This window comes from Streptomyces spongiicola, from assembly GCF_003122365.1.
GTDB classification, from domain to species: Bacteria; Actinomycetota; Actinomycetes; order Streptomycetales; family Streptomycetaceae; genus Streptomyces; species Streptomyces spongiicola.
Window position 1 is genome coordinate 6,057,613 of the sequence record NZ_CP029254.1, and the last position, 24,736, is coordinate 6,082,348.

Here is a 24,736-nt window from a genome sequence, read left to right on the forward strand (position 1 = left end):
ACGTCGGGCCGGCCTTCCGGTACTTCGCGCCGGTCTTCTCGTACGTCGGGCCGGTCTTCCGGTACTTCGCGCCGGTCATCGGGCACATCGCGCGACACCCCCCGATCCCGCCCCGAGCACACCGCCGCCCACGCGTCCGCCCTCCTTGGCGAAGGTCGCGTACACGTCGGCCGCCATCAGAAGTCCCACCCCTCGTCGTCCCCGGCGGGCGCGGCCTCGGCGGCGGCGAAGAACTCGCCCGCCATGCCGGCCGCCAGGGTCGTGCCGTCCGCCGGGTCGATCAGCAGGAAGGACCCGGTGCGGCGGGAGTCCGCGTAGGAGTCGAGCGCCAGCGGCTCGGCGGTGCGGACCCTGACGCGGCCGATGTCGTTGGCGACCAGCTGCCCGGGGGCCGGGTGCTGGGACAGGTCGTCAAGGGTCAGCCGAGACGGGATCTCCTTGACGATCGCCTTCACCGTGCGGGTGGTGTGCTTCAGCAGCACCCGTGCGCCCACCGCGAGGGGGGTGTCGGCGACATGGCACACCGTGGCCTCGACGTCCTGCGTCGTGGCGGGCGCGTCCGCGCTCGGCACGACCAGGTCGCCGCGGGAGACGTCGATGTCGTCCTCCAGCAGCAGGGTCACCGACTGCGGCGTCCAGGCCACGTCCACCGGTTCGCCGAGCAGGTCGATGCCCGCGATCCGCGACGTCCGTCCCGACGGCAGCACGGTCACGCTCTCGCCGACGCGGAACGTTCCGGCCGCGATCTGGCCCGCGTACCCGCGGTAGTCCGGGTGGTCCGCGGTCTGCGGGCGGATCACGTACTGCACGGGAAGACGCGCGTGGCAGGTCGCCAGGTCATGGCTCACCGGCACGGTCTCCAGGTGTTCCAGCACCGTCGGGCCGCCGTACCAGTCCATGTGCGCGGAGGCGTCCACGACGTTGTCGCCGGCGAGCGCCGAGATCGGGATCGCGGTGATCTCCGGGACGCCCAGCTCGCTCGCGTAGGCCGTGAACTCCTCGGCGATGGCGGCGAAGACCGGCTCCCGGTAGTCCACCAGGTCCATCTTGTTGACGGCGAGGACGACGTGCGGGACGCGCAGCAGCGCGGCGATCGCGGCGTGCCGGCGGGTCTGCTCGACCACGCCGTTGCGGGCGTCGACCAGGATCACGGTCAGCTCGGCCGTCGAGGCGCCGGTGACCATGTTCCGGGTGTACTGCACATGCCCGGGGGTGTCGGCGAGGATGAACCGCCGCCGGGGCGTGGCGAAGTAGCGGTACGCCACGTCGATGGTGATGCCCTGCTCCCGCTCGGCCCGCAGGCCGTCGGTGAGCAGCGCCAGGTCGGGCGCCTCCTGGCCGCGGGAGCGGGAGGCGTGCTCGACCGCCTCCAGCTGGTCGGCGAGCACCGACTTGGAGTCGTGCAGCAGCCGGCCCACCAGGGTGGACTTGCCGTCGTCGACCGAACCGGCGGTGGCGAAGCGCAGCAGGGTGGTGGCCGACAGCTGTTCGGTCTGCCGGTCGGTCGGCTGCTCGGTGGAACCGTTCATCCCTAGAAGTACCCTTCGCGCTTGCGGTCTTCCATCGCGGCCTCGGACAGCTTGTCGTCGGCGCGGGTCGCACCCCGCTCGGTGAGCCGGGAGGCGGCGATCTCGGCGATCACCGCGTCGAGCGTGGTCGCGTCGGAGTCCACGGCGCCCGTGCAGGACATGTCCCCGACGGTGCGGTAGCGGATCCGCCGCTTCTCCACGCTCTCGCCGTCCTTCGGGCCGCCCCAGTCCCCGGCGGTCAGCCACATGCCGTCGCGGGCGAAGACCTCCCGCTGGTGGGCGAAGTAGATCTCCGGCAGCTCGATCCGCTCGCGCTGGATGTACTGCCAGACGTCCAGCTCGGTCCAGTTGGACAGGGGGAACACCCGGACGTGCTCACCGGGCGCGTGGCGGCCGTTGTAGAGCTGCCACAGTTCGGGGCGCTGGCGCCGCGGGTCCCACTGGGAGAACTCGTCGCGCAGCGAGAACACCCGCTCCTTGGCCCGGGCCTTCTCCTCGTCGCGGCGCCCGCCGCCGAACACGGCGTCGAAGCGGTGCCGCTGGATGGCCTCCGTCAGCGGCAGCGTCTGCAGCGGGTTGCGGGTCCCGTCGGGGCGCTCACGGAGCACACCGCGGTCGATGTAGTCCTGTACGGAGGCCACATGGAGCCGCAGACCGTGTTGCGCGACCACACGGTCGCGGTACTCGATGACCTCGGGGAAGTTGTGCCCGGTGTCCACATGGAGCAGCGAGAAGGGGACCGCCGCCGGGGCGAACGCCTTGAGCGCGAGATGCAGCATGACGATGGAGTCCTTGCCGCCGGAGAAGAGGACCACCGGCCGCTCGAACTCGCCCGCCACCTCACGGAAGATGTGCACCGCCTCGGACTCCAGCGCGTCGAGGTGCGTCAGCGCGTACGGGCTGTCCGTGCTCCTGTCCGTGCTCCTGTCGGGGCTCCTGTCCGGGCTCCCGCCCACGGTGCCGATGCCGGTCGTCATGCCAGTCCCCTTCCGGTGAGTAGCGCGTACAGCGCCTGGGCCGACTCCCGCACGGTCTGGGTGTGCGACTCGATCCGCAGATCCGGCGACTCCGGCTCCTCGTACGGGTCGTCCACACCGGTCAGTCCGCTGATCTCGCCGGCCGCCTGCCTGGCGTACAGGCCCTTGACGTCGCGCCCGGCGCACACCTCGACCGGAGTGGCGACATGCACCTCCAGATACGGGGTGCCCTCCGCGCCGTGGCGCTTGCGGACCGCCTCGCGGCTGTCGGCGTACGGGGCGATCACCGGCACCAGCACCTTCACGCCGTTGGACGCCAGCAGTTCGGCGACGAAGCCGATCCGCTGGACGTTGGTGTGCCGGTCCTCGCGGCCGAAGCCGAGTCCCGCGGACAGGAACTCGCGGATCTCGTCCCCGTCGAGCACCTCGACACGGTGGCCCTCGCCGCGCAGCCGGCCGGCCAGCTCGTACGCGATCGTGGTCTTGCCCGCGCTCGGCAGCCCCGTGAGCCAGATGGTGGCCCCAGTCACGTGCTTCTCCCGTTGGGTGAGGGTCGGTTGGTTTCGCCCGGCGGTTCGGGCCGCGCGGGCCGGTCCGGTTGCCGGGGCGGGTCGCGCCGCTCCGGCGGTTCGGGCTGGTCCGGTGGTTCGGGTTGCTCCGGTGGGTCCGGGTCCGGTCGCGTCGGCCGGGTGGTCGGCGTGCGTCGTCATCAGCCGTGCAGCCCGCACTCGGTCTTGGCCCGGCCCGCCCAGCGGCCGGCCCGGGCGTCCTCGCCCGCCCGCACCCGCCGGGTGCAGGGGGCGCAGCCCACCGAGGCGTAGCCGTCCATGAGCAGCGGATTGGTGAGGACTCCGTGTTCGGCGACGTAGGCGTCCACGTCGGCCTGCGTCCAGCGCGCGATCGGGGAGACCTTGACCTTCTGCCGCTTCTCGTCCCACCCGACGACCGGGGTGTCCGCCCGCGTCGGGGACTCGTCGCGGCGCAGGCCGGTCGCCCACGCGTCGTAGCCGGCGAGCCCTTCCTCCAGGGGCCTGACCTTGCGGAGCGCGCAGCACAGGTCGGGGTCGCGGTCGTGCAGCCGCGGGCCGTACTCGGCGTCCTGCTCCGCCACCGAGCGGCGCGGGGTGAGCGTGACGAGGTTGACGTCCATCACGGCAGCGACCGCGTCCCGGGTGCCGATGGTCTCGGGGAAGTGGTAGCCGGTGTCCAGGAAGACCACGTCGACCCCCGGGAAGGCGCGTGAGGCCAGATGCGCGACCACCGCGTCCTCCATGGACGAGGTGACGCAGAAGCGGGCACCGAAGGCCTCCGCGGCCCAGGTCAGGACGGAGAGGGCGGATGCCTCCTCGAGGTCCCGTCCGGCCCGCTCGGCCAGGCGCTTCAGCTCGCCCCCCGTACGCGGGGACCCTGCCGCCGTCATATCGCTTCCCCTCCGTCGTGGTGCCGGACACCGCGGGCGAGCAGCCCGAGGAACTTCAGCCGGAAGGCCCGGTTGCAGGACGCGCACTCCCAGGCGCCGTGGCCCTGCTCGCTCGGGCGCAGGTCCTCGTCGCCGCAGTAGGGGCAGTAGAAGGGGGCCGCTCGCTCGCTCATCGTTCGCCCTTCGCCTCTCCGCCCGCGCGGCGCTGACGTGCGGGGCTCCGAGGCGCGGGGCTCCGAGGCGCGGGGCTCGTCGCCGGGTGCGGCCCGGCGGCCGTGTGCGCGTCGCTCATGACAGCGCCTCCTCGCCCGCCCGCGCCGCCCAGGCGGCGAAGCGCTCGCCGTCCCCGCGCTCCGCCTGGAAGCGCCTGAGGACGCGCTCGACGTAGTCGGGCAGCTCGGCGGAGGTGACCTTCAACCCGCGGACCTTGCGGCCGAAGCCGGCCTCCAGCCCCAGCGCACCGCCCAGGTGCACCTGGAAGCCCTCCACCTGCTCGCCGTTCTCGTCCAGCACCAGCTGGCCCTTGAGACCGATGTCCGCCACCTGGATACGGGCGCAGGCGTTGGGGCAGCCGTTGATGTTGATGGTGATCGGCTCGTCGAACTCCGGCAGGCGGCGCTCCAGTTCGTCGATCAGCGAGGCGCCGCGGGCCTTGGTCTCGACGATGGCGAGCTTGCAGAACTCGATGCCGGTGCAGGCCATCGTGCCGCGGCGGAACGGCGACGGGCCGACCCGCAGGTCCAGCGACTCGAGTGCCGACACCAGCGACTCGACCTGCGGCTCCTCGACGTCGAGGACGATCATCTTCTGCTCGGCGGTGGTGCGGACCCGGCCCGAGCCGTGTGCCTCCGCCACCTCGGCGATCTTGGTGAGGGTGGCGCCGTCGACACGGCCGACCCGCGGTGCGAAGCCGACGTAGTAGCGGCCGTCCTTCTGCCGGTGCACCCCTACGTGGTCCCGCCACCGCCGCACGGGCTGCTCGGGCGCCGGGCCGTCGACCAGCGGGCGCCCGAGGTACTCGTCCTCCAGCACCCGGCGGAACTTCTCCGCGCCCCAGTCGGCGACCAGGAACTTCAGCCGTGCGCGGGTGCGCAGCCGGCGGTAGCCGTAGTCGCGGAAGATCGAGATGACGCCCTCGTAGACGTCCGGGACCTCGTCCAGCGGCACCCAGGCGCCCAGCCGGACGCCGATCTTCGGGTTGGTGGAGAGGCCGCCGCCGACCCACAGGTCGAAGCCGGGGCCGTGTTCGGGGTGGTTCACCCCGACGAAGGCGATGTCGTTGATCTCGTGTGCCACGTCCAGCAGCGGCGAGCCGGAGACCGCCGACTTGAACTTGCGGGGGAGGTTGGAGAAGGCCCTGTCGCCGACGATCCGCCGGTGGATCTCCTCGATGGCCGGGGTGCCGTCGATGATCTCGTCCTCGGCGATACCGGCCACCGGGGAGCCGAGGATGACGCGCGGGGTGTCGCCGCACGCCTCGGTGGTGGACAGACCGACGGCCTCCAGCCGGTTCCAGATCTCGGGCACGTCCTCGATGCGGATCCAGTGGTACTGGACGTTCTGCCGGTCGGTGATGTCGGCGGTGCCGCGTGCGAACTCCTGCGAGATCTCGCCGATGACCCGCAGCTGACCGGTGGTCAGCCGCCCGCCGTCGATGCGGACCCGCAGCATGAAGTACTCGTCGTCCAGCTCCTCCGGCTCCAGGATCGCGGTCTTGCCGCCGTCGATCCCGGGCTTGCGCTGGGTGTACAGCCCCCACCAGCGCATCCGGCCGCGGAGGTCGCTGGGGTCGATGGAGTCGAACCCGCGCTTGGAGTAGATCGTCTCAATACGTGTCCGCACATTGAGACCGTCGTCGTCCTTCTTGAACTGCTCGTTGCCGTTCAGGGGCGTGAAGTGGCCGACGGCCCACTGACCCTCGCCGCGGTGGCGTCCGGCCCTGCGTCGAGGCGTGGCGGAGGCGGGCTTTCCGGGGGTGGCGGCCATGGCGGTTACGTCCTTCGGGACTGCGGGAGGGCGGCTCTGACCTGCACATGTGCGCCCGGGGGTACGGGAGGGCGCGGCGATGCGCGGTGGTCGGGGATCTCAGGGAACGCGGGTGGATCGGTGCCGGGGCCGATGGCCCCCGGGGGCACTCAGTCCGCGCGACACATGGCGCTGGACATGCGGCCGAGGTCGACGTGCCGCCGACTCACCAAGGCAATTCCAGCTCGAGACATGACGGAAGCGTGTCACGGGACTTTGGAGCCAGTCCACCGCTGTCCATAATGCGGACGAGAATGTCTCGCATCGTGAGAAGGTGTGCAGTGGGTCACATGACTCCGAGGGGCGGCGGGGCCGCCCGAGCGGGGCCGCCCGGTGTCCACGGCCCGCCCGGTCCCGCAAAGGCCCCCAAGCAGTGGGGAAGGAGTGCCGCCGGTCAGCCGGTCAGCCGGTCAGCCGGTCAGCCGTGCGTGTCGGTCAGCCGTGTGCGCCGGGCCAGGGGCCGGGAGCGGCGACCTCCGGCTCCTCCTCCACCTTGGTGCCGAACAGCGTGAAGCCGCGGCGTAGATAGTTGTCCATGGCGTGGGGGCCGTCCTTGGAGCAGGTGTGGAGCCAGACCCGCTTCGTCGGGGTGCGTCCCGGCCAGCGCTCCGCGAGGTCCCAGGCGCGGGCGGTGCCGTACGACAGCAGATGACCGCCGATCCGCCTGCCGCGGAACGCCGGGACGAGGCCGAAGTACACGATCTCGACGGCGCCCTCGTCCTGCGCCTCCAGTTCGACGTACCCGGCCGGGGTGCCCCGCTCGTACGCCACCCACGTCTCGACGCCCGGCCTGGTCAGCGCCTCCTCCCACTGCACGCGGGTCAGGCCGAGCCGGTCGGTCCAGCGGATGTCCCCGCCCACGGCGGTGTAGAGGAACCGGCTGAACTCCGGCGAGGGCACCTCGGCGCGCACGATCCGCACGTCTCCCTCGGGCTCGGCGGCGGGGCGCAGGTCGGAGGGGGACGTCTGCTCCAGGGACCACGTGGTCACGGCGATGCTCATGGCCGCCAGGGAACCACGGGCGCCCCGCCAGGACAAAAGCGGACTCCTCGCCGGACGGGATGGGACGGGACGTGCCCGCGCCCCGCCGGACAGCCCTCCCGGGGAACGCGCGGAACGCGCGGGCCGAGTGGGAGCGGGCGCGCGGTGAGACGGGGGACGTGCGGGGCGAGTCGGCGGGATGTGCGGGCTGCCGGGCGCCCAGGTCGACGGGATGTTCCGGGCGAGTCGGCGGGACCCGCGGGTGAGCCGGCGGGCGGCACCGGCGGCCGCAACGTCAGTCGGACGCAGCCGGGGACGCAGCCGGGGACGAGGATCCGAACCGGGATGCGGATTCGGACGTGGACGTGGACCCAGGCCCAGGCCCGGACCCGGGCGCGGCCCCGGACTCGCGCCCGGCCTCGGACGCCGACGCGGACCCAGGCCGGGCCCCGGACGCCGACGCCGACGCGGACCCAGGCCCGGCCCCGGACGCCGACCCGGCCCCGGACGCCGACGTGGCCCCGGACTCGCGCCCGGACTCGCGCCCGGACTCGCGCCCGGGCCCGCGCCCGGTCGCCGCGCGTGCCTCCAGGACGGCCGGGGCCGAGGAGAGCGGCAGCAGATCGGCCGGGTGCGCGGGGTGTACGACCCGCACCTCGACCTCGTCGCCGAAGCGGTACGGACGGTGCGCCAGCACACCCGACAGATAGCGCCGCACCCGCGACATCTCGGCGCGCACCGTGACCGTGCGCGCCGGGTCGCCGAACACGTCGCACGCGAGTTCCGCGGCCGTGCGCCCCTGCGGATGCGCCGCCAGCACGTAGAGCAGTTCCGCGTGCCTGGGGCTCAGCTCCCGGGTCCAGCCGCCGGCGGGCCCGGAGACCGAGACCGTCCGGCGGCGGGCGCGGCTCAGGTCGAGGACCACCCGGCTCGCGGGCTCCACCGGCCGGCACTCGCCGGGACGCACCAGCCAGCCGCCGGGCAGCGGCTCGACGGTGCACATCCCCAGCGACGGCAGCCACACGCGACCCGCCCGGAGCGACTTGGGCAGCGGCAGGCGGTCCACCGGCGCCATACCGGTGGCGGCGGCCGTCCAGCCGTGCACGTCCACGGCGAGCGCCCGCCCGCCGACCCGGCAGAGGATGGGCGCGGCGGTCGAGCGGAGCCGTTCGACCTGCCGGAGGTGCCGCTCCCTCAGCTCCGCCTCGGCCAGCCGGGCCACCGAGCGGACCAGCGCCAGGGTCGCCGGATGGAAGCCGGACGCCGGGCCGCTGACGTCCACGATGCCGAGCAGCCGGCCGTCGCGCGGGTCCCGCACCGGCGCGGCGGCGCAGGTCCAGTTGTGCAGGGTGTGGACGAAGTGCTCGGCCGAGTGGACCTGGACGGGCCGTCCGGCCGCGAGGGCGGTGCCGATGGCGTTGGTGCCCGTGCTGTCCTCGCTCCAGGCCGCGCCCTCCTCCAGGCAGATGGCGCCGGCCTGCCGGAGCACCCCCGCGTTGCCCTCCCGCCACAGGACCCTTCCCTGGCAGTCCGTCACCACCATGATCTGGAGGGAGGCGTCGGCGACCGCGGTGAGCCCGCCGCGCAGGGTGCCCATCACCTCGCCGAGCACGGTGGACCGCCTGCGGTGCTCCAGTTCGTCCCGCCGGAGCAGCACACTGCTCGTGGAGCGGTCGGGGTCCAGCCCCAGCCGCATCATCCGCCGCCAGGAGGCGCCGATGACCGGCCTGGGCGGGACCGGCGGGCGGCGTCCCGCCAGCGTCGCCGCGTGCACCTGGTGCAGCACTCGGGTCGCGTGCGCGGCGTCCGCTCCACTCAGCCGCGACATGTCCAGAGCCGTGTTCCTCATCGGATGCCCCCGCCGTCGTCGGCGCCGGTCGGCGCGTTCGGTGGTGTGCGCGGCACGGCCGGCCGGCGCCCGGTGGTGCGCGCCGGCCGTACCGCACCGGTTCTGCCGGTGCGCGGGCCGCCGCGGACCGTCCTGATCCATCGTGCCGTCTGCGTCCCGCCCGGACAGCGGAAGTCGGGCATCTGCTGCAACGGTCTGCAACTCTGTCCGGCGAGAGGGGGATGGGCGAGGGTGTGGTGGAGCGGAGGGTGGTGCCGTGTCGGCGCAGCACCACCCCCGCTTTTCGCGCGGGTCGGGCACGTCGCGGACACCGAAGGCGCACGGGCGTGGGCGTCGGCGCGAGATGGCGCACGGGCGCGGGCGTCGGCGCGCGATGCACCTCTCACACCTCCACGCGCGCCCGATCCACGATCGCCGCCTGGTCCAGCCCGTACGGCAGCGTCCCGAACGCCGACCCCCAGTCACCGCCCAGCCGCGAGGCGCAGAACGCGTCCGCGACCTCCGGCGGCGCCCAGCGCACCAGCAGCGACCCCTGGAGCACCAGCGCCATCCGCTCGGCGAGCCGCCGCGCCCGCACCTCGGCGGACTCCAGTTCCGCCAGTTCCGCCAGCATCCCCCTGATCGCTCCGTCCAGCCGGTGGTCGGCGCCCCGGGCCAGGCCCACCTCACGGAGGAAGGCGTCCAGCGGCACCGGCTCCCGCCCGCCCCGCCCCGCGGTCCCGGGGGCACCCCGCAGCGCCCGCAGCACGTCCAGCGCCTGGATGTTGCCCGACCCCTCCCACACGGAGTTGAGCGGCGACTCGCGCAGCAGCCGCGGCATGCCCGACTCCTCCACGTAGCCGTTCCCGCCCAGGCACTCCAGCGCCTCGGCCACCACCGGGGTGCACCGCTTGGTGACCCAGTACTTGGCCGCCGGCACCGCGAGCCGCAGCAGCGCCCGCTCCGACTCCGAACCCCGGCCGGCGGCGTCGTACGCCGCGGCCAGGCGCATCGCCAGCACCGTCGCCGCCTCCGACTCCACCGCCAGGTCGGCCAGCACGTTGCGCATCAGCGGTTTGTCGGCGAGCGGCCCGCCGAACGCCTGCCGGTACGAGGCGTGGTGGACGGCCTGCGCCACGGCCTGCCGCATCAGGGCCGCCGAGCCGAGCACGCAGTCCAGCCGGGTCGCCGCCACCATCTCGATGATGGTGGCCACCCCGCGCCCCTCCTCGCCGACCCGCCGCGCCCAGGTGCCGGCGAACTCCACCTCGGCGGACGCGTTGGACCGGTTGCCCAGCTTCTCCTTGAGCCGCTGGATCGCGAACACGTTCCGCGTCCCGTCGTCCAGCACCCGCGGCAGCAGGAAGCAGGTCAGCCCCCCGGGCGCCTGGGCCAGCACCAGGAACGCGTCGCTCATCGGCGCCGAGCAGAACCACTTGTGCCCGGTCAGCTCGTACTCCCCGGCGGCCGACAGCGGCACGGCGCGGGTGGCGGTCGCACGGACGTCGCTGCCGCCCTGCTTCTCCGTCATGCCCATTCCGAACAGCACGCCGGGCTTCCGCGCGGCAGGGCGCAGACCCTGCTCGTACACCTCCGACGTCAGCCGCGGCTCCCACTCCGCCGCGAGGTCCGGGTCGACGCGCAGCGCGGGCACCGCCGCGTGGGTCATCGACACCGGGCAGCCGTGCCCGGCCTCCGCCTGCGACCACACCAGGAACCCGGCCGCGCGCCGCACATGCCCGCCGGGCCGCCCCCAGGCGTTCGCCAGCCCCGAGGAGACCGCCCTGCCCAGCAGCCGGTGCCAGGCCGGATGGAAGTCGACCTCGTCGATCCGGTTGCCGTACCGGTCGTGCGTGCGCAGCACCGGGGGGTTCGCGTCGGCCTGGACCGCCCATCGCTGCGCCTGGGCCGAGCCGGCGGCCCGGCCCAGCTCAGCCAGCTCCCGCCGGGCCACCGCCCGGACCGCGGGGTCCAGATGCCTCTCGACCGCCTCGGCGAGCGCACGGTCCGCCGTGAACACGTCGTACGCCACCAGGGGCGGGGGCTGGTTGGTCACGGTGTGGGTGCTGGTCGCCATGCCGATACGGTAAGGAGGTGCAGGCAGCAAACGAAACACCCGACCGGCCCGCCGGCCGGCTCCACCGGGCCAGAGTCCTCTACCGCAACGTCTCCATGCGGAAGCTCACCTGGCTGCTGCTGAAGGACACGGTCAACTCGTGCATCGAGTACCGGATCCTGGGACTCGCCGCCGAGGCCGCGTTCTTCACCCTGCTGTCCCTGCCGCCGCTGATGCTCGGCCTGCTCGGCCTCCTCGGCTACGTCGACGACTGGACCAGCACCACCACCGTCGCGTCCATCCAGGAGAACATCCTCGGCGCCGCCGGCACCGTACTGTCCGACCGCGGGGTCAACGAGATCGCCAAACCCCTGCTGGAGGACGTCACCCGCGGAGGGCGCCCCGACGTCGTCTCCCTCGGGTTCGCGATCGCCCTGTGGTCCGGCTCGCGCGCCGTGAACGTCTTCATCGACACCATCACCGTGATGTACGGACTGGACGGGCATCGCGGCATCGTCGCCACCCGGCTGCTGGCGTTCCTGCTCTACCTGATCGCGCTGCTGATCGGCGCCGTCGTGCTGCCGCTCGCCGTGGTCGGCCCCGACCGGGTCGTCGAACTCGTGCCGTTCGGCGCGGGTCTCGTCAGCGTCCTGTACTGGCCGCTGGTGATACTGCTGTCCGTCGCCTTCCTCACCACGCTGTACCACGTGTCCGTGCCGGTCCGTTCACCCTGGGTGGAGGACATCCCGGGCGCGCTGGTGGCCCTCGGCATGTGGGTGCTCGGAAGCTTCCTGCTGCGCATCTACCTGACCAGCACCGTCGAGGGCCCCACCATCTACGGCTCGCTCGCCGCACCCATCGCCGTGCTGCTGTGGATCGGCATCTCCGCGTTCGCGGTGCTGGTCGGCGCCGCCGTCAACGCGGCCATCGACCGGGTCTGGCCGTCGGTCGCCACGGCCGCCGCCCGTGCCGCGAACCGGCGTGTCCGGGCCGCCCACGTCGCCGAGCTGGTCGCCCGCGCCCGGGCGGTGGAGGGGGAGAGCGAGGACTCCGAGGACGGGGACATGCCCTCGGAGTTCCCCGAGCGATGGTCGAAGTTCCTGCCGCCGGACGACGTGAGGTCCCGGCTCCAGGGGAGCCGGGACCTCCGCGACAAGGAGCAGCGCGAAAGGCGGGAGAACCGGGGCCGGCGGGAGAACCGCGACAAGGACCGCCCGGGCGACAACAGGCCGGCCCAGCCGGCCGGGAACCGCCCGGACGGGGACGGCCGGAACGGGGACGGCCGTTCGGACAGGGACCACCGGGACGCGGACGGCCGGAATGGGGACGGTCGGAACGGGGACGGTCGGAACGGGGACGGTCGGAACGGGGACGGTCGGAACGGAGACGGTCGGAACGGAGACGGCCACCCGGACACGGACCACCGGGGTGGGGGCCCGCGGGACGGCGGGAAGCGGAACCTCCCGGGCTTGCCCTAGCTTCGGCTTCGTGTACGCCGAACGGGCTTCCCTGCTGGACGGAGCCGTCGTCTGGAACAGCGAGCCCGGCCCCGGCCCCGGTCCCGTCATGCCCGTTCTGCCCGACGGCTGCATGGACCTGATGTGGACCGACGGCCGACTGCTGGTCGCCGGACCGGACACCCGCGCGCAGCCGCCCGACCGCACCCGTTCCGCCTACTGCGGCGTGCGGTTCGCGCCGGGCACCGGTCCCGCCCTCCTCGGCGTCCCCGCGCACGAACTGCGCGACCTGCGCGTGGACCTCGGCGACGTCTGGCCCGCCCGCAGCGTGCGGCCGCTGGCGGAACGGGTCACCGAGGCACCGGACCGGCCGGCAGCGCTGGAGACCGTGGCACTCGGTCGCGCGGCCGACACCGCCCCGCCCGACCCGCTGCTGCGGGCCGTGGTGGAGTGTCTGGACGCGGGCGCCACCGTGGCGGCGACCGCCGCCGCCGTCGGGCTGGGCACCCGCAGACTGCACCGCCGCTCCCTGGACGCCTTCGGGTACGGGCCGAAGACGCTCGGCCGGGTGCTGCGGCTACAGCGTGCCCTGGCCCTGGTCCGGGACGGCGTGCCGTACGCCGAGGCCGCCCTGGCCGCGGGCTGCTCCGACCAGCCGCACCTCGCGCGCGAGACGAGGGACCTGGCCGGACTCACCCTCGGCCGCTACGTGGAGCTGACCTCCGGGTCCAGGCCCGCGAACAGCGACACCTCCGCACCGTCCGGGTCGAGGACGATCGCGTAGCGCTGGCCCCAGAACGCGTCCCAGGGAGCGAGATGGCCGCGGTGTCCTGCCTCGACGAGTTCCTCGTACGTCTTGTCCACCTCGGCCGGGCTGTCGCAGAGGAAGGCGAGCCCCACCCGGTCCCTGCCCTCGGGGCGTGTCCAGCCGGGGTCGAAGGAACGGATGGTGTCCTCGGTGTCGAACAGCACACGCGGCCCACCGGGCAGCACGGCCTCGACGTGCGGGGCGGACTCGGCCCCCTCGGGGATGGTGATGCCGAGCCGGCGGTAGAAGGCGAGCGAGGCGGCCATGTCGGAGACGACCAGGCCGACCGCATCGAGTCGTGGAGTCATGAGGACACCGTAGGGCGAACCGTGCGGCGGCGTCTTGAAAGAATCGGACATGGGGCGGGGTCGGACGGGGACGGGGCCGGGCGTGGGCGTGGGCGGAGTCGGAGTCGGAGTCGGACGGGGCCGGGCGTGGGCGGGGCCGGAGTCGGGGTCGGACGGGGACGGACGGGGACGGACGGGGACGGACGGGGACGGACGGGGTCGGGGTCGGACGGGGCCGGAGTCGGACGGGGCCGGACTGGGGCGGGGCCGGGCGTTCGGGGAGTCGGTCGTCCTGCCGGAGCAGGGCGGGACGACCGCGCCTCTGCCGGTCCGGCCCCTCGTCCCGCGGGCGGTGGGCCGATCGCCGGGTGCCCCGGGCGGAGACCGTGCGGGGCGGGACGGCGGGCTTCGTCACGGATTCGTAAGGGGCCGGGGGCGCGCCGGGGGGTCCTGCCGGACAAGACTGGGGGCATGCAGAACATCCTGGTCGTCGACGACGATCCGACCGTCGCCGAAGTGGTCACCGGGTACCTCGAACGCGCCGGCTACGCGGTGGTGCGTGCCGCGGACGGGCCCGGAGCCCTGGAGGCCGCCGGGGAGCACTGGCCCGACCTGGTGGTCCTCGATCTGATGCTTCCCGGCATGGACGGCCTGGAGGTGTGCCGCAGGCTCCGCGGCCGGGGACCGGTCCCGGTCGTCATGCTGACCGCCCGCGGGGACGAGGACGACCGGATCCTCGGTCTGGAGACCGGGGCGGACGACTACGTCACCAAGCCGTTCAGCCCGCGCGAACTGGTGCTGCGGGTGGAGTCCGTGCTACGCCGCGGGCGGGCGGCGGCCGACGGCTCCGCGGGCGGTCCCGTGCTGAGCTGCGCCGGGATCACCGTGGACCCCTCGGCCCGCCGGGTCGTCAAGAACGGCGCGGAAGTCGGCCTCACCCTGAGGGAGTTCGATCTGCTGCTCCACCTGATGCGCCATCGCGGTCTGGCCATCGGCCGGGAACGGCTGATGAGGGAGGTGTGGGGCTGGGACTTCGGCGACCTGTCCACCGTCACCGTCCATGTGCGGCGGCTGCGCGGCAAGATCGAGGACGATCCGGCCCGGCCGCGACTGATCCACACCGTCTGGGGCGTCGGCTACCGCTTCGACGCGCCCGCGGAGCCGGGGGGAGCGGTATCCGACGGTGAAGGTGCTGCCCTGGCGGCGCGGCGGTACGAACGGCCCGCGCCCGCGTCGGGGGAGGAGCCGCGACCGGGTGGGCGGAGGTCCGGCGAGCGGAGACCGGGCCGACGGCGGCATCCGGACGACGCGAGCCCCGATGACCGGAGCCCCGGGGGCCGGAACCCGGACGAGCGGAACCCCGAGGGCCGGAACCCGGACGAGCGGAGCCCCGGGGGCCGGAACCCGGACGAGCGGAGCCCCGGGGGCCGGACCCCCGAGGTGCGGAGACCGGAGGGCCGGACCCCCGAGGTGCGGAGACCGGAGGGCCGTCCGGGCGGCCGGGCGCCGGACGGGGACACCCCCGACGAGGGTGCAGCCCCGGCCGGAGGCGGGTGACTCCCGTGAGCGACGTGCTCCTCATCGCCTTCATCGCCTTCCTCGGCGCTGCCGCGGCCGGCCTGGTCGGTGCCGTGCTGCTGCGGATGCTGCGCCGGCGGTCCGTCACCGTCTCGCTGACCGTGGTCGCCGGTGTGACCGTCATGGCCATGCTCGCCGGAACCCTGGCCGTCGCCCGGGCCATGTTCCTGTCCCCGCACGATCTGACCGTCGTCACCACGGTCGTCGCGATGGCCGCGGTCGTGTCCCTCGCCACGGCCCTGCTGCTCGGCCGGTGGGTGGTCGCCCGCAGCCGCGAACTCGCCCGCGCAGCGCGCACCTTCGGGGAGGAGGGCAGCTTCGCCGTCCCCGGACGCGAGGCCACGGCGGAACTCGCGGAGCTGGGCCGGGAACTCGCCGCGACCAGCGCCAGGCTCGCCGAGTCCCGTGAGCGTGAACGTGCCCTGGAAGCCTCCCGGCGGGAACTCGTCGCCTGGATCTCGCATGATCTGCGCACCCCGCTGGCCGGGCTGCGGGCCATGTCGGAGGCCCTGGAGGACGGGGTCGTCCAGGACCCCCAGCGGTACTTCCGGCAGATCCGCGCCGAGGTCGAGCGGATGAACCGGATGGTCGGAGACCTCTTCGAGCTGTCCCGTATCCACGCCGGCGCTCTCGCCCTCACCCCCACCCGGATCTCCGCGCACGACCTGGTAGGCGAGGCACTGGCGGGAGCCGGACCGCTGGCCCGGGAGCACGGGGTGCGGCTCGTCGGCGACCGGGTCGAGCCGGTGCCGATCGAGGTCGACGCCGAGGAGATGACACGCGTCCTGGCCAACCTGCTGGTCAACGCGATCCGGCGGACCCCCTCCGACGGGACGGTCGCGGTCGCCGCCGAACGCCGTGAGGGTTCCGTCGTACTGTCCGTGACCGACGGCTGCGGCGGTATCCCCGAGGAGGACCTGCCGCGGGTCTTCGACACCGGCTGGCGCGGAACCGAGGCCCGTACCCCTCCCGCCGGGGCGGGCCTCGGCCTTGCGATCGTCCGGGGCATCGTGGAGGCCCACGAGGGCCGCGCCGGAGTCCACAACGTGTCGGGCGGCTGCCGCTTCGAGGTGACCCTGCCCGCCGCTCCGTGACCGACGTGGTCGGCCTGCCGCGGCAGTCGCGGCAGTTGCGGCAGTCGTGACGGTCGCGGCCGACCCGCCGGCCTGGCCGAAAGCCTCCCGCCGAAGACCTCCGAGGGCGGTTTCCGAAGCCGAATGTCAGTGCCGTGCGGCAGGCTTGCGTACGCACCGTCACATGTGACGCGAGACGACTCGAGAGGAACGGCCGACCGATGAGTGCCACCGCAGTGATGACGTCCCGTGAACGAGCCGCCGCGCAGGCGTATGTGCGGCTGCTCGGCGCCGTGCGAGCCGCCCTCGCCGAACCTCCCGGCGACGGTGCCCCGCCCCCCGTGCTGCTGAGTGCCCCCATGGCGGAGGCGGACGAGGCCCTCGCCGCGGCCGGTCTCGCCGGCAACGAGGAGGCGATGTTCGGTCTGGTGGCGGGACTGCACCGCACGGGCCCGCCCGGCACGGCGGCGCACCGCGTTCCGGGCCCGGCGCGGGTCAGGCCCCGTGGCGCAGGGGCGTGAGCTGCTCGATGTCGTAGCGGGAGCGGAGTTCGGCGATCGCCTCGTGGTCGGGCGGGCCGGCCCTGTCCAGGATGCCGATCAACTCCTCGAAGTACCGCTCGTGGTCGGGCGGCGGGGACGCCTGGAAGAACATCCTCGCCGGCTTCCCCGTCCGGTTGGCGAACGCGTGCGGGCAGCCGGGCGGCACGACGACGACCGTGCCCGGTCCCGCCCGCACCGGGCGTCCGCCGCCCGGGGACTCCCAGTCCCGCCAGTCGCCGCCCGTGCGCACCCGCGGTTCGAAGGCGAGCATCTCCAACTCGCCCTCGAGCACGTAGAACAGCTCCTCGCTGCGGGCGTGCACATGCGCCCCGACATCGAAGCCGGGAGGGACGACCACCTCGAAGCTGGACGACACCCGGGAGCGCTCACCGGTGACCTTGAAGGTGACCTCCTGGGCCGCCGCGCGCAGCGTGCGGCCGTGGCCCGGGGGCACGAGCAGTCCCTCGGCCGACGTGGTGCAGGCGCCTGCCGACGCCCCGGCATGGGTGGTCACCAGACCACCGGCAATCCCTCGGGGCCCCGGATCAACGCGCCCGGCCGCCAGCGCAGTTCCTCCTCCGGCACGGCCAGACGCATCCCTGGGAAGCGGTCGACCAGGGCGGCGAACAGCAACTCGGTCTCCAGCCGGGCGAGCAGCGCCCCGACGCAGTAGTGCGGGCCGTATCCGAACGCCACATGGGGGTTGGGGCTTCGGTCCAGTGCGATCCCGTCCGGGTCGGAGAAGACCTCCGGATCCCGGTTGGCGGCGAGGTAGGAGACGTAGACGGCCTCGCCGCGGCGGATCCGCCGGCCGCCGACGGTCAGGTCCTCCGTCGCGATGCGGCACAGCCCGACCCCGTTGCGGTGCGGTATCCACCGCAGCAGTTCGTCGACGGCCGTGGCACGCACCCCGGGTTCCCTGCGCAGCCGGTCCATCAGCTCGGGCCTGGTCAGCAGCAGGTACGCCATGTTCCCGGTGTTGTTGGTGACCGCCTCGCCCCCGATCTGGATCAGCAGTGCCAGCCCGACGGCCTCGGCCCCGGTGATCTCGCCGTCGGCGACGGCCGCGGACAGCAGCCCGATCACGTCCTCCCCGCCGGTGCCGTGCCGCTCGGCCAGCAGCCGCTCGAAGTGGCCGCACATCGCGTTCCTGGCCCGCTCGCTGCGCCCGGCGCCCTCGGCTGAGGACAGGATCAGCGAGGTCCACTCGTGCATCGCCGGCCGGTCCTCGGCGGGCACGCCCATCAGTTCGCAGACGACGGCCAGCGGGAACGGCGCGAGGACCCGCGCCACGAGGTCGGCCGGCGGCCCGTCGCGCAGGACCCCGTCGACGAGTTCGTCGAGCATGGCCCCGGCACGCTCGCGCAGCCGCTCCACGCCGCCGCTGGTGAACGCGGGGGCGACGGCACGGCGCAGCCGGGTGTGGTCGGGCGGGTCCTCGAAGCCGACGGCCCCGTCCACCGGGATGAAGTGCGGTGCCAGCCGGGTGACATCGCTGCCGGCGACCGCCCTGCGGCTGAGGCGCGGATCGTTCGTCACGGTCCGTACGTCCGCGTGGCGCGACACCAGCCAGGCCCATCCCTCGCCGTGGGGGAGCCTGATCCGGGTCACGGGGCCCTCCCGCATCAGCGCCGCGAGGTCCGGATCGAACTCCACGCCGGTCAGCTCACGTACCGGCCAGAAGCGGACCGGGGGGACCGGTTCGGATGCCGTAGTTCCGGTCGCCCCCGGTCCGGATGCACCGGGTTCGGATGCCCCCGGTTCGGTCGCCCCCGGTTCGGATGCACCGGGTTCGGTCGTCGCCGTTCCGGTCGCCCCCGGTTCGGATGCCCCCGGTTCGGTCGTCGCCGGTCCGGTCGCGGCCGGTGCCCGCGTCGTCCTGGTGGAAGCCCTGTCCCGCATGGTCAGCTCCTCCCCACGGGGGCCGTCATCTGGGCCTCGGTCCAGCGCCCCAGACTCATCTCGGCGGTGATGCCGGGGCCGAAGCCGGCGAGGATGCCGCGCGCGGAGTGGCGGGTCGAGCCCTCGTCGAACAGCCGGCGCAGGGCGTCGAGGACGACGGCGCTGGCTATGTTCCCGTACTGGGTGAGCGTGGCCCGGCTGAACCGGAACGCCTCGGACGGCACCCCCAGGTACTTCCCCAGGTCGTCGAGGATGCGCGGACCGCCCGCGTGGATGATGTAGAAGTCCAGCGAGGCCGCGTCCCAGCCGTGTTCGGCCGCGAGCGCCTTGAGCGCCGGCGCCAGCGGTTCCATGGTGCCCGGAACCCGCCGGTCCAGCTTGAAATGGAAGCCGGTGGAGCGCACGTCGTAGGCGATCCAGTCCTCGGTGTCCCGCACCAGATAGGAGCCGTTGCGCTCCAGGGCGACACCGCGGCCGCCCCGGCCGCGCACCACGGCAGCGGCGAGTCCGTCACCGAAGAGCCCGTTGGACAGCAGGTTTCCGACGTCCAGATCGGTCGGCTGGTAGCACAGCGAGCAGAACTCGCAGGCCACCACGAGGGCGTTGGCCTCCGGATACGCCGTGCAGAAGTCGTGGGCCCGGTTGACCGCCGCCCCGCCGGCCGCGCAGCCGAGCTGCGCGATCGGCACCTGGCGCGCGTCCGTGCGGAAGCCCATGGAATTGATCAGCCAGGCGGTGAGCGACGGCATCATGAAGCCGGTGCACGACACATAGATGATCACGTCTATGTCGACGGCTCTGAGTTCGGCCTCTGCCAGCGCCTGTTCGATCACGGCCGGCACCCGGGCCTTCGCCTCGGACTCGTAGACGGCGTTGCGGTGTTCGAAGCCGGGATGCCTCAGGGTCTCCTCGATCGGCCGCAGCAGATGCCGCTTCTCCACCCCCGTGTTCCGGATCAGGCGAAGCGCCAGGTCCAGTTGTGGATGGTCCGCGTGGACGGCCCGCGCCAGGTCCAGCGTCTGCTCCATGGTGATCACGTGTTCGGGTACGGACACCGCCGGTCGGCACAGAGTGGCCATGATGGTGCGCCCTTCTCTCGCGTTCCCCTCCCAAAGGATCGGGTAGGTCACCCGTTCGCGCCCGCCGAGGAAAGCCCTCGCGGTTGGTCCGTCCGGGTGAGGGCGGGACGACGCCGTCCCGGCGGCCTACGGGGCTGGCCCGTCCGGGTGACGGCGGACGGGTGCTCTCCGGGCGGCGCGGCGGCCGACGGGGGCTGGGCCGATCGGGTGACGGCGGACCGGCGGCGTCCCGATCGCACGGCGGCCGGGAAGGGATGCCATGGACGTGGAACGCCGCCCGCCCCGCTCACCCGGCGTCACCGGGGGCCGCGGCGGCATCGGGCGCCGGACGTTGGGAGCCGAACGTGAAGACGCCAGAAGCCGGGGCACCGGCCGTGGCCGAACCCGTCCCTGCGGGGGGCGAGGGCGTTCGCCACTGGGACCTCGAGGACCTGAGGGCCCTGGACTTCGACCCGTTCCTGGCCGCGGTCCTCCGTGAGGAGCCGGTGGCGCGCATCCGCCTGCCGTACGGTGAGGGCACAGCCTGGCTCGTGACGCGACACGACGACGTCAAATCGGTCGCCTCGGACTCCCGGTTCAGCCGCCGGGCCCTCGCCGACCGGGACGTGACCAGCGGATCCCCCCACGCCATCGCCGCACGGCACGCCTCCCTCAACTACACGGACCCACCGCGTCTCACGACCATGCGCCGGGTCGTCGCCCGCGCCTTCACCGGCGCCGGAATGGAGCGGCTGAGACCCCTGGCCCAGCGGACCGCCGACGCACTGCTGGACGAGATGGAGCGGCACGGGCCGCCGGCCGATCTCGTGCGGCACCTGCACGGGCCGTTCCCGCTGTGCGTCGTCGGCGATCTGCTGGGGCTGCCCCAGGAGGACCGCACCAGGATGGTCCGGTGGACGGATGTCATCATGGCGCCGGCGCCGGACCCGGCCCGCAGCCAGGAAGGCAGGAGATCCGTCCGCGAGGTCGTCGGGGCCCTCCTCGCCCGGAGGCGCGCGGAGCCCGCGGACGACCTGGCCGGTGTGCTCGCGGCAGCCGCGTCCGACGGGGAGATCAGCGACGACGAAGCGCTGTCGATGGCCACCGCGATCCTGGTGAGCGGGGCGCACGCGGTCCGCAACAACAGCGCGAACATGGTGTACGCGCTTCTCACCCGTCCGGAGCAACTGGCCCGGCTGCGTGCCGAGCCCGGGCTGCTGCCGCGCGCGGTCGAGGAACTGCTGCGTTACATCCCGCACCGCAACGGGGTGGGCCTGCCCAGGATCGCCACCGAGGACGTCGAGATCGGCGGTGTGCGCATCAGGGCCGGTGAGGCGGTCTACTGCTCGTACCTGGCCGCGAACCGGGATCCCGAGGTCTTTCCCGACCCGCACACCCTCGACTTCGACCGCCCGCCGGTCCCGCATCTGTCGTTCGGGTTCGGCCCGCACCACTGCGTGGGCCCCATGCTGGCGCGGATGGAGTCCGAGGTGATGCTCGGGACGCTGCTGCGGCGCTGCCCGCGGCTGGCCCTCGCGGTTCCCCCGGAGGAGATCGCCTGGCAGCGGGGCGCGCTGATCCGCGGGCCGAAGTCCCTCCCGGTGAGTTGGTGAGGCCGCTGTGGACGTGGATCTGCGCGTCGTGCGCGGCGCTCCGGACGCCGAGGAACTGGCCGCCGTGATGGCCGTGCTGACCCTCGTCGCCCGCCGCCGCAGGGCGGACCCCGCCGCCGCGGGCGGCGGCACACCTGACGGCGGCACACCTGACGGTGGACCGCGTCGGGCCCACTGGGACCGCGCGCGGGGTGCCGGCTTCCGGCCCTGCGGCTCCTGGCGGGAACGGGACCGGACGGTGACGGCGTTCGACCCGGGCGGCCGCTGATCCCGGCCGGGGGCGGGTAACGGGACCGTGCGGTGGCGGCGTTGGACCAGGCGGACGGCGGACACCCGCGCACCCCGCCGGGTACGCGGGGCCGGTGACCGTCCCCCGCGAGCGGGGCGGCACCCTCCGCGGGCACTCCCGGGCACTCCCGGGCACTCCCGGGCACTCCCGGGTACTCCGCGGGCACTTCCGGGCGCCCGCGTACGCCCCCGCCGCCCCGGTGTACGGCTCCGTCTCCGCCCTTCCGGCAGACGGGGCCGGCGCGTTCCCCGGGTGAACCGGTCGGGCGGGCGCCGGCGGCGCGGGTCGGGTGCGCCGGTCGGGCGGGCGCCGGCGGCGCGGGCACGGAGTCAGGATCCGACGGCCGGCGCGGGGGTGCTTCAGGAGGTCTCGCCGTCGACGGACGACAGATGGAACAGGCCGCCTTCGGGGTCGAGGATCGTCGCCGTCCGCCCGAGCGGTGTGTCCCGCGGGGGTGCCACGACGGTTCCGTGCGCCGCGGCCGCCCGGGCCGCCGCGGCGTCCACGTCGTCCCGGCAGAAGTGGACGTGCCACCGCGGGTGGATCGCCGCGTCGGCGGAGTCCGGAACACCGCCGTACATCCCCGCCACCGTACGGCCGCCGGCGCGGAGCATCACCCGGTCGTGTTCGTAGCGCACATCGATGACGTCCGGATGGGCGTCCCACTCGAACACCCCGCCGTAGAACAGCGCGGACGCGAACGGGTCCCGCGTGTGCAGCTCCAGCCACGCCACGGCGCCGGTTCCCCGTCCGGCCTGCCACCCCGGTGCGGCCGGCCCTTCCCAGATGCCGAACGCCGCGTCCAGCGGGTCGGCGGCCCAGGCCGTCCTCCCCCGACCGAACGCCAGCGGCCCCACGGCGACCGTCCCGCCCCGCTCCCGCACGCGTGCCGCCGCCGCGTCGGCACTGTCGGCCACGAAGTACGCAGTCCAGGCGACCGGCAGCCGTACCCCCATGCTCTGCGCGGACTCCACGAGACCGGCGACCGGCTCGCCGTCCGCATGGGCGACCACATGCCCCTCGGTCCGGCGGTCGGGCCCGAACCCCCAGCCGAACACCGCGCCGTAGAAGTCCTGTGCGGCCCGCATGTCCCGCGTCGCCAGGCTCACCCAGCACGGAGTGCCCGGCACCCCGGGTGAAGTGCTCGCCAAGGCCGTTCACCTCATTCGTGTTCATCCCGGGCTGTGCTGGGCTGTGCCGGGCCGGGCCGGGCTGTGCCACGCGGGACGGGGCTCCGCTGTGCTGGGCCGGCCGGCCACTCCCTGACACCCTTCAACAGAATCGGGCCGGTCGCCACCGCAGCGGGGGTCGACGGCGATTGGCCGGCGCCCGCGAAACGCGTTGGCACACTCGCGGGGAAGCGGCTACTCTGGCGTCGCCGCCGTGCGCGAGGCACGGTCGAGAGCACCCACGAGCACCGAGGAACACACGGAGGTGAGGACGTTGATGACGGTCACTGCGCCGGGCGCTGCCCGAAACCCGAGGCTCATCACTCCCATTTCCGTGGTCGCCGGCTGACCGATCCGCTGTTCCGCGTGCCTGTGCGCACGCGAGGCCGGGGCCACCCGTGTGAAGGGTTCCCCCTTGTCTCTCTCCTCCTCATCCCATTCCTCATCCCACTCCGCATCGCCTTCCTCGTCGCACTCCTCTTCCCGGCCTCCTTCCTCCTCCCGGGCTGGCACCGCCGCTCCCGCAGACGCGCCCCCGCTCTCCCGTCCGCGCGCTGCGGCCGGTGCCGCTGCCGGCACCGGTGCCGGGGCACCGCACCCGCTCGCACCGCACCCGCTCGCCCCGTACGGCTGGGACGAGGGGCTCTCCGCCGAGTTCGCGCCCTACGCCGCGAGCGGCCTGGTGCCCGGGCGGGTCGCACGGGTGGACCGGGGCCGGTGCGACGTCGTCACCGAGGCCGGAACCGTCCGCGCCGACACGGCGTTCGTCACGCCGCACGACCCGCTGCGTGTGATCTGCACCGGCGACTGGGCGGCCGTCGACCCCGAGGGCGGCACCCCCCGGTATGTACGGGCCTGTCTGCCGCGGCGCACCGCCTTCGTGCGCTCCACCTCGTCCCGTCGGTCCGAGGGGCAGATCCTCGCGGCCAACGTCGACCACGCGGTCATCGCGGTCTCACTCGCCGTCGAACTCGACCTGGGACGGATCGAACGCTTCCTGGCGCTCGCCTGGGAGAGCGGGGCGCAGCCACTCGTCGTCCTCACCAAGGCCGACCTGGTGCCGGACCCGACCGCCCTGTCGTACCTGGTGCAGGACGTGGAGACCACGGCGCCCGGTGTCCAGGTGCTGCCGGTCAGCTCGCTGACCGGCGAGGGTACGGACGTCCTGGCGGCGGTCGTCTCCGGCGGTACGAGCGTGCTGCTCGGCGTCTCCGGAGCGGGCAAGTCCACGCTGGCGAACACACTGCTCGGCGAGGACGCCATGGAGGTGCGGTCCACGCGTGACGTGGACGGGAAGGGCCGTCACACCACGACGACCCGGAACCTCCTCGTACTTCCCGGTGGCGGTGTGCTCATCGACACCCCCGGTCTGCGGGGCGTCGGACTCTTCGACGCCGGCACGGGAGTGGGGGAGGTCTTCTCGGAGATCGAGAACCTGGCCCAGGACTGCCGCTTCCACGACTGCGCCCATGAGGCGGAGCCGGACTGCGCCGTGCTCGCGGCGCTCGCCGACGGATCGCTGCCGGAACGGCGGCTTGACAGCTATCGCAAGCTCGTCCGCGAGAACCAGCGCATCGTCGCCAAGACCGACGCCCGGCTGCGGGCGGAGATCCGCCGGGACTGGAAGCGCAAGCACGCGGAGGGCCGCGCGGCGGGCGAGGCGAAGCGGGGCGGCCGGCTGCGCTGACCTCTCCCGCGCGTTCCCGGGGCCGAGCGGCCCCGGGAACGCCGGCGCGGGGCGGGCGCGGGGCGGGCGTAACGCGGCGCCCGCCGGTATGGCCGTCACCGGCCCTGGTGCGGGGCGGCCTCGGGCCGGGACGCCGGAGACCGCCCCGCCCGACCTCGATGTCACGGTTACCGGGCGGTGTGTGGACCTCCGCCGGGCCCCTCGGCCCTCGGCGACTGGCCCTCGGCCCTCGGCCCGCGCCACCGGCGACCGGCCACTGGCCACCGGCCACCGGTCGCCGGGTCGCCGAGGGGCGGGTTCGAGCGGGTCAGGGCGTGCTCGGACCGTCCATGGCCGCGGTGCGCCGTCGCCGACCGCCCTCGGCGTTCACCACTCGGCCGCGGCCCTTCCCGTATCGGCGGCGGATGCTTCGGGCCGCGTTCCGCCGGAAGTCCCGTACGTCGTTTCCGTATGCGTC

General features: G+C 73.9%; 20 protein-coding genes and 3 pseudogenes. 8 read left to right on the forward strand and 15 right to left on the reverse strand.

Features of this window, described 5'->3' with window-relative positions:
* Positions 1-176: 176 nt before the first annotated feature.
* From DDQ41_RS26400 to DDQ41_RS26440, 10 genes and pseudogenes are all read right to left on the reverse strand, one after another.
* Positions 177-1,529: a sulfate adenylyltransferase subunit 1 gene (locus DDQ41_RS26400; RefSeq protein WP_109296705.1), complete on the reverse strand. Its 1,353-nt coding sequence runs from the start codon at positions 1,527-1,529 to the stop codon at positions 177-179.
* A gap of 2 nt (positions 1,530-1,531) precedes the next feature.
* Positions 1,532-2,506, reverse strand: a complete 975-nt coding sequence (gene cysD, locus DDQ41_RS26405) for a sulfate adenylyltransferase subunit CysD (protein ID WP_262508576.1) — start codon at positions 2,504-2,506, stop codon at positions 1,532-1,534.
* Positions 2,503-3,036: an adenylyl-sulfate kinase gene (cysC, locus tag DDQ41_RS26410; RefSeq protein WP_109296706.1), complete on the reverse strand. Its 534-nt coding sequence runs from the start codon at positions 3,034-3,036 to the stop codon at positions 2,503-2,505. Before cysC ends, cysD begins: the two co-directional genes overlap by 4 nt.
* Positions 3,037-3,215: 179 nt before the next feature.
* Entirely contained in the window at positions 3,216-3,926 is a 711-nt protein-coding gene (locus DDQ41_RS26420) for a phosphoadenylyl-sulfate reductase (protein ID WP_109296708.1), read from the reverse strand.
* Positions 3,923-4,099, reverse strand: a complete 177-nt coding sequence (locus DDQ41_RS31790; RefSeq protein ID WP_167450284.1) for a hypothetical protein — start codon at positions 4,097-4,099, stop codon at positions 3,923-3,925. Before DDQ41_RS31790 ends, DDQ41_RS26420 begins: the two co-directional genes overlap by 4 nt.
* Positions 4,100-4,214: 115 nt before the next feature.
* On the reverse strand, positions 4,215-5,912 hold the full coding sequence (locus DDQ41_RS26425) for a nitrite/sulfite reductase (RefSeq protein ID WP_109296709.1): 1,698 nt from the start codon (positions 5,910-5,912) through the stop codon (positions 4,215-4,217).
* Between the two features lie 149 nt (positions 5,913-6,061).
* On the reverse strand, positions 6,062-6,145 hold the full coding sequence (locus DDQ41_RS33125) for a putative leader peptide (protein WP_352105732.1): 84 nt from the start codon (positions 6,143-6,145) through the stop codon (positions 6,062-6,064).
* Positions 6,146-6,386: 241 nt separating this feature from the next.
* Complete coding sequence (locus tag DDQ41_RS26430) at positions 6,387-6,953, reverse strand: GNAT family N-acetyltransferase (protein ID WP_109297958.1); 567 nt, start codon at positions 6,951-6,953, stop codon at positions 6,387-6,389.
* A 550-nt stretch (positions 6,954-7,503) separates the two neighbouring features.
* Positions 7,504-8,781, reverse strand: a pseudogene (locus DDQ41_RS26435) (GAF domain-containing protein); the annotation flags it as partial.
* Between the two features lie 382 nt (positions 8,782-9,163).
* Positions 9,164-10,837, reverse strand: a complete 1,674-nt coding sequence (locus DDQ41_RS26440; RefSeq protein ID WP_109296710.1) for an acyl-CoA dehydrogenase family protein — start codon at positions 10,835-10,837, stop codon at positions 9,164-9,166.
* A 17-nt stretch (positions 10,838-10,854) separates the two neighbouring features.
* Here DDQ41_RS26440 and DDQ41_RS26445 point away from each other — a divergent pair.
* Both DDQ41_RS26445 and DDQ41_RS26450 read left to right on the forward strand, forming a co-directional pair.
* Positions 10,855-11,952: pseudogene (locus DDQ41_RS26445) on the forward strand (YihY/virulence factor BrkB family protein); the annotation flags it as partial.
* A 352-nt stretch (positions 11,953-12,304) separates the two neighbouring features.
* Complete coding sequence (locus tag DDQ41_RS26450; RefSeq protein ID WP_116426643.1) at positions 12,305-13,057, forward strand: helix-turn-helix domain-containing protein; 753 nt, start codon at positions 12,305-12,307, stop codon at positions 13,055-13,057.
* On the opposite strand, the gene DDQ41_RS26455 is transcribed toward DDQ41_RS26450, so the two are convergent.
* Complete coding sequence (locus DDQ41_RS26455) at positions 12,979-13,389, reverse strand: VOC family protein (RefSeq protein WP_109296712.1); 411 nt, start codon at positions 13,387-13,389, stop codon at positions 12,979-12,981. The genes DDQ41_RS26450 and DDQ41_RS26455 overlap by 79 nt on opposite strands.
* 450 nt (positions 13,390-13,839) lie before the next feature.
* Between DDQ41_RS26455 and DDQ41_RS32710 the strand changes: the two are divergent.
* From DDQ41_RS32710 to DDQ41_RS26470, 3 genes and pseudogenes are all read left to right on the forward strand, one after another.
* Positions 13,840-14,535: pseudogene (locus DDQ41_RS32710) on the forward strand (response regulator transcription factor); the annotation flags it as partial.
* Between the two features lie 395 nt (positions 14,536-14,930).
* Entirely contained in the window at positions 14,931-16,040 is a 1,110-nt protein-coding gene (locus tag DDQ41_RS26465; RefSeq protein ID WP_109296714.1) for a sensor histidine kinase, read from the forward strand.
* 200 nt (positions 16,041-16,240) lie between these two features.
* Positions 16,241-16,540: a hypothetical protein gene (locus tag DDQ41_RS26470; protein WP_109296715.1), complete on the forward strand. Its 300-nt coding sequence runs from the start codon at positions 16,241-16,243 to the stop codon at positions 16,538-16,540.
* On the opposite strand, the gene DDQ41_RS26475 is transcribed toward DDQ41_RS26470, so the two are convergent.
* The 3 genes from DDQ41_RS26475 to DDQ41_RS26490 are packed head-to-tail and all read right to left on the reverse strand — an operon-like array spanning position 16,515 to position 19,542.
* Complete coding sequence (locus DDQ41_RS26475) at positions 16,515-17,075, reverse strand: cupin domain-containing protein (RefSeq protein WP_109296716.1); 561 nt, start codon at positions 17,073-17,075, stop codon at positions 16,515-16,517. The genes DDQ41_RS26470 and DDQ41_RS26475 overlap by 26 nt on opposite strands.
* Positions 17,072-18,463, reverse strand: coding sequence for a cytochrome P450 (locus DDQ41_RS26480; RefSeq protein ID WP_262508578.1), 1,392 nt, complete (start codon positions 18,461-18,463; stop codon positions 17,072-17,074). Before DDQ41_RS26480 ends, DDQ41_RS26475 begins: the two co-directional genes overlap by 4 nt.
* Positions 18,464-18,465: 2 nt before the next feature.
* Complete coding sequence (locus DDQ41_RS26490; protein ID WP_109296717.1) at positions 18,466-19,542, reverse strand: type III polyketide synthase; 1,077 nt, start codon at positions 19,540-19,542, stop codon at positions 18,466-18,468.
* 344 nt (positions 19,543-19,886) lie between these two features.
* On the opposite strand from DDQ41_RS26490, the gene DDQ41_RS26495 reads away from it, so the two are divergent.
* Both DDQ41_RS26495 and DDQ41_RS26500 read left to right on the forward strand, forming a co-directional pair.
* Positions 19,887-21,134 (forward strand): cytochrome P450, encoded by a 1,248-nt coding sequence (locus DDQ41_RS26495; protein WP_109296718.1) that lies wholly within the window; start codon positions 19,887-19,889, stop codon positions 21,132-21,134.
* A 7-nt stretch (positions 21,135-21,141) separates the two neighbouring features.
* Complete coding sequence (locus DDQ41_RS26500) at positions 21,142-21,402, forward strand: acyl-CoA carboxylase subunit epsilon (RefSeq protein ID WP_109296719.1); 261 nt, start codon at positions 21,142-21,144, stop codon at positions 21,400-21,402.
* 380 nt (positions 21,403-21,782) lie between these two features.
* Here DDQ41_RS26500 and DDQ41_RS26510 read toward each other — a convergent pair whose 3' ends face one another.
* On the reverse strand, positions 21,783-22,553 hold the full coding sequence (locus tag DDQ41_RS26510; protein ID WP_109296721.1) for a VOC family protein: 771 nt from the start codon (positions 22,551-22,553) through the stop codon (positions 21,783-21,785).
* Between the two features lie 721 nt (positions 22,554-23,274).
* On the opposite strand from DDQ41_RS26510, the gene rsgA reads away from it, so the two are divergent.
* Entirely contained in the window at positions 23,275-24,279 is a 1,005-nt protein-coding gene (gene rsgA, locus DDQ41_RS26520; protein WP_109296723.1) for a ribosome small subunit-dependent GTPase A, read from the forward strand.
* Positions 24,280-24,736 lie beyond the last annotated feature (457 nt).

What these genes read in the sequence shown, in the direction of transcription:
- DDQ41_RS26400 (WP_109296705.1), bottom strand. Translation starts at nt 1,529, where the DNA reads ATGAACGGTTCCACCGAGCAGCCGACCGACCGGCAGACCGAACAGCTG.
- cysD (WP_262508576.1), bottom strand. Translation starts at nt 2,506, where the DNA reads ATGACGACCGGCATCGGCACCGTGGGCGGGAGCCCGGACAGGAGCCCC.
- DDQ41_RS26420 (WP_109296708.1), bottom strand. Translation starts at nt 3,926, where the DNA reads ATGACGGCGGCAGGGTCCCCGCGTACGGGGGGCGAGCTGAAGCGCCTG.
- DDQ41_RS31790 (WP_167450284.1), bottom strand. Translation starts at nt 4,099, where the DNA reads ATGAGCGAGCGAGCGGCCCCCTTCTACTGCCCCTACTGCGGCGACGAG.
- DDQ41_RS26425 (WP_109296709.1), bottom strand. Translation starts at nt 5,912, where the DNA reads ATGGCCGCCACCCCCGGAAAGCCCGCCTCCGCCACGCCTCGACGCAGG.
- DDQ41_RS33125 (WP_352105732.1), bottom strand. Translation starts at nt 6,145, where the DNA reads ATGTCTCGAGCTGGAATTGCCTTGGTGAGTCGGCGGCACGTCGACCTC.
- DDQ41_RS26430 (WP_109297958.1), bottom strand. Translation starts at nt 6,953, where the DNA reads ATGAGCATCGCCGTGACCACGTGGTCCCTGGAGCAGACGTCCCCCTCC.
- DDQ41_RS26440 (WP_109296710.1), bottom strand. Translation starts at nt 10,837, where the DNA reads ATGGCGACCAGCACCCACACCGTGACCAACCAGCCCCCGCCCCTGGTG.
- DDQ41_RS26455 (WP_109296712.1), bottom strand. Translation starts at nt 13,389, where the DNA reads ATGACTCCACGACTCGATGCGGTCGGCCTGGTCGTCTCCGACATGGCC.
- DDQ41_RS26470 (WP_109296715.1), top strand. Translation starts at nt 16,241, where the DNA reads ATGAGTGCCACCGCAGTGATGACGTCCCGTGAACGAGCCGCCGCGCAG.
- DDQ41_RS26480 (WP_262508578.1), bottom strand. Translation starts at nt 18,463, where the DNA reads ATGCGGGACAGGGCTTCCACCAGGACGACGCGGGCACCGGCCGCGACC.
- DDQ41_RS26490 (WP_109296717.1), bottom strand. Translation starts at nt 19,542, where the DNA reads ATGGCCACTCTGTGCCGACCGGCGGTGTCCGTACCCGAACACGTGATC.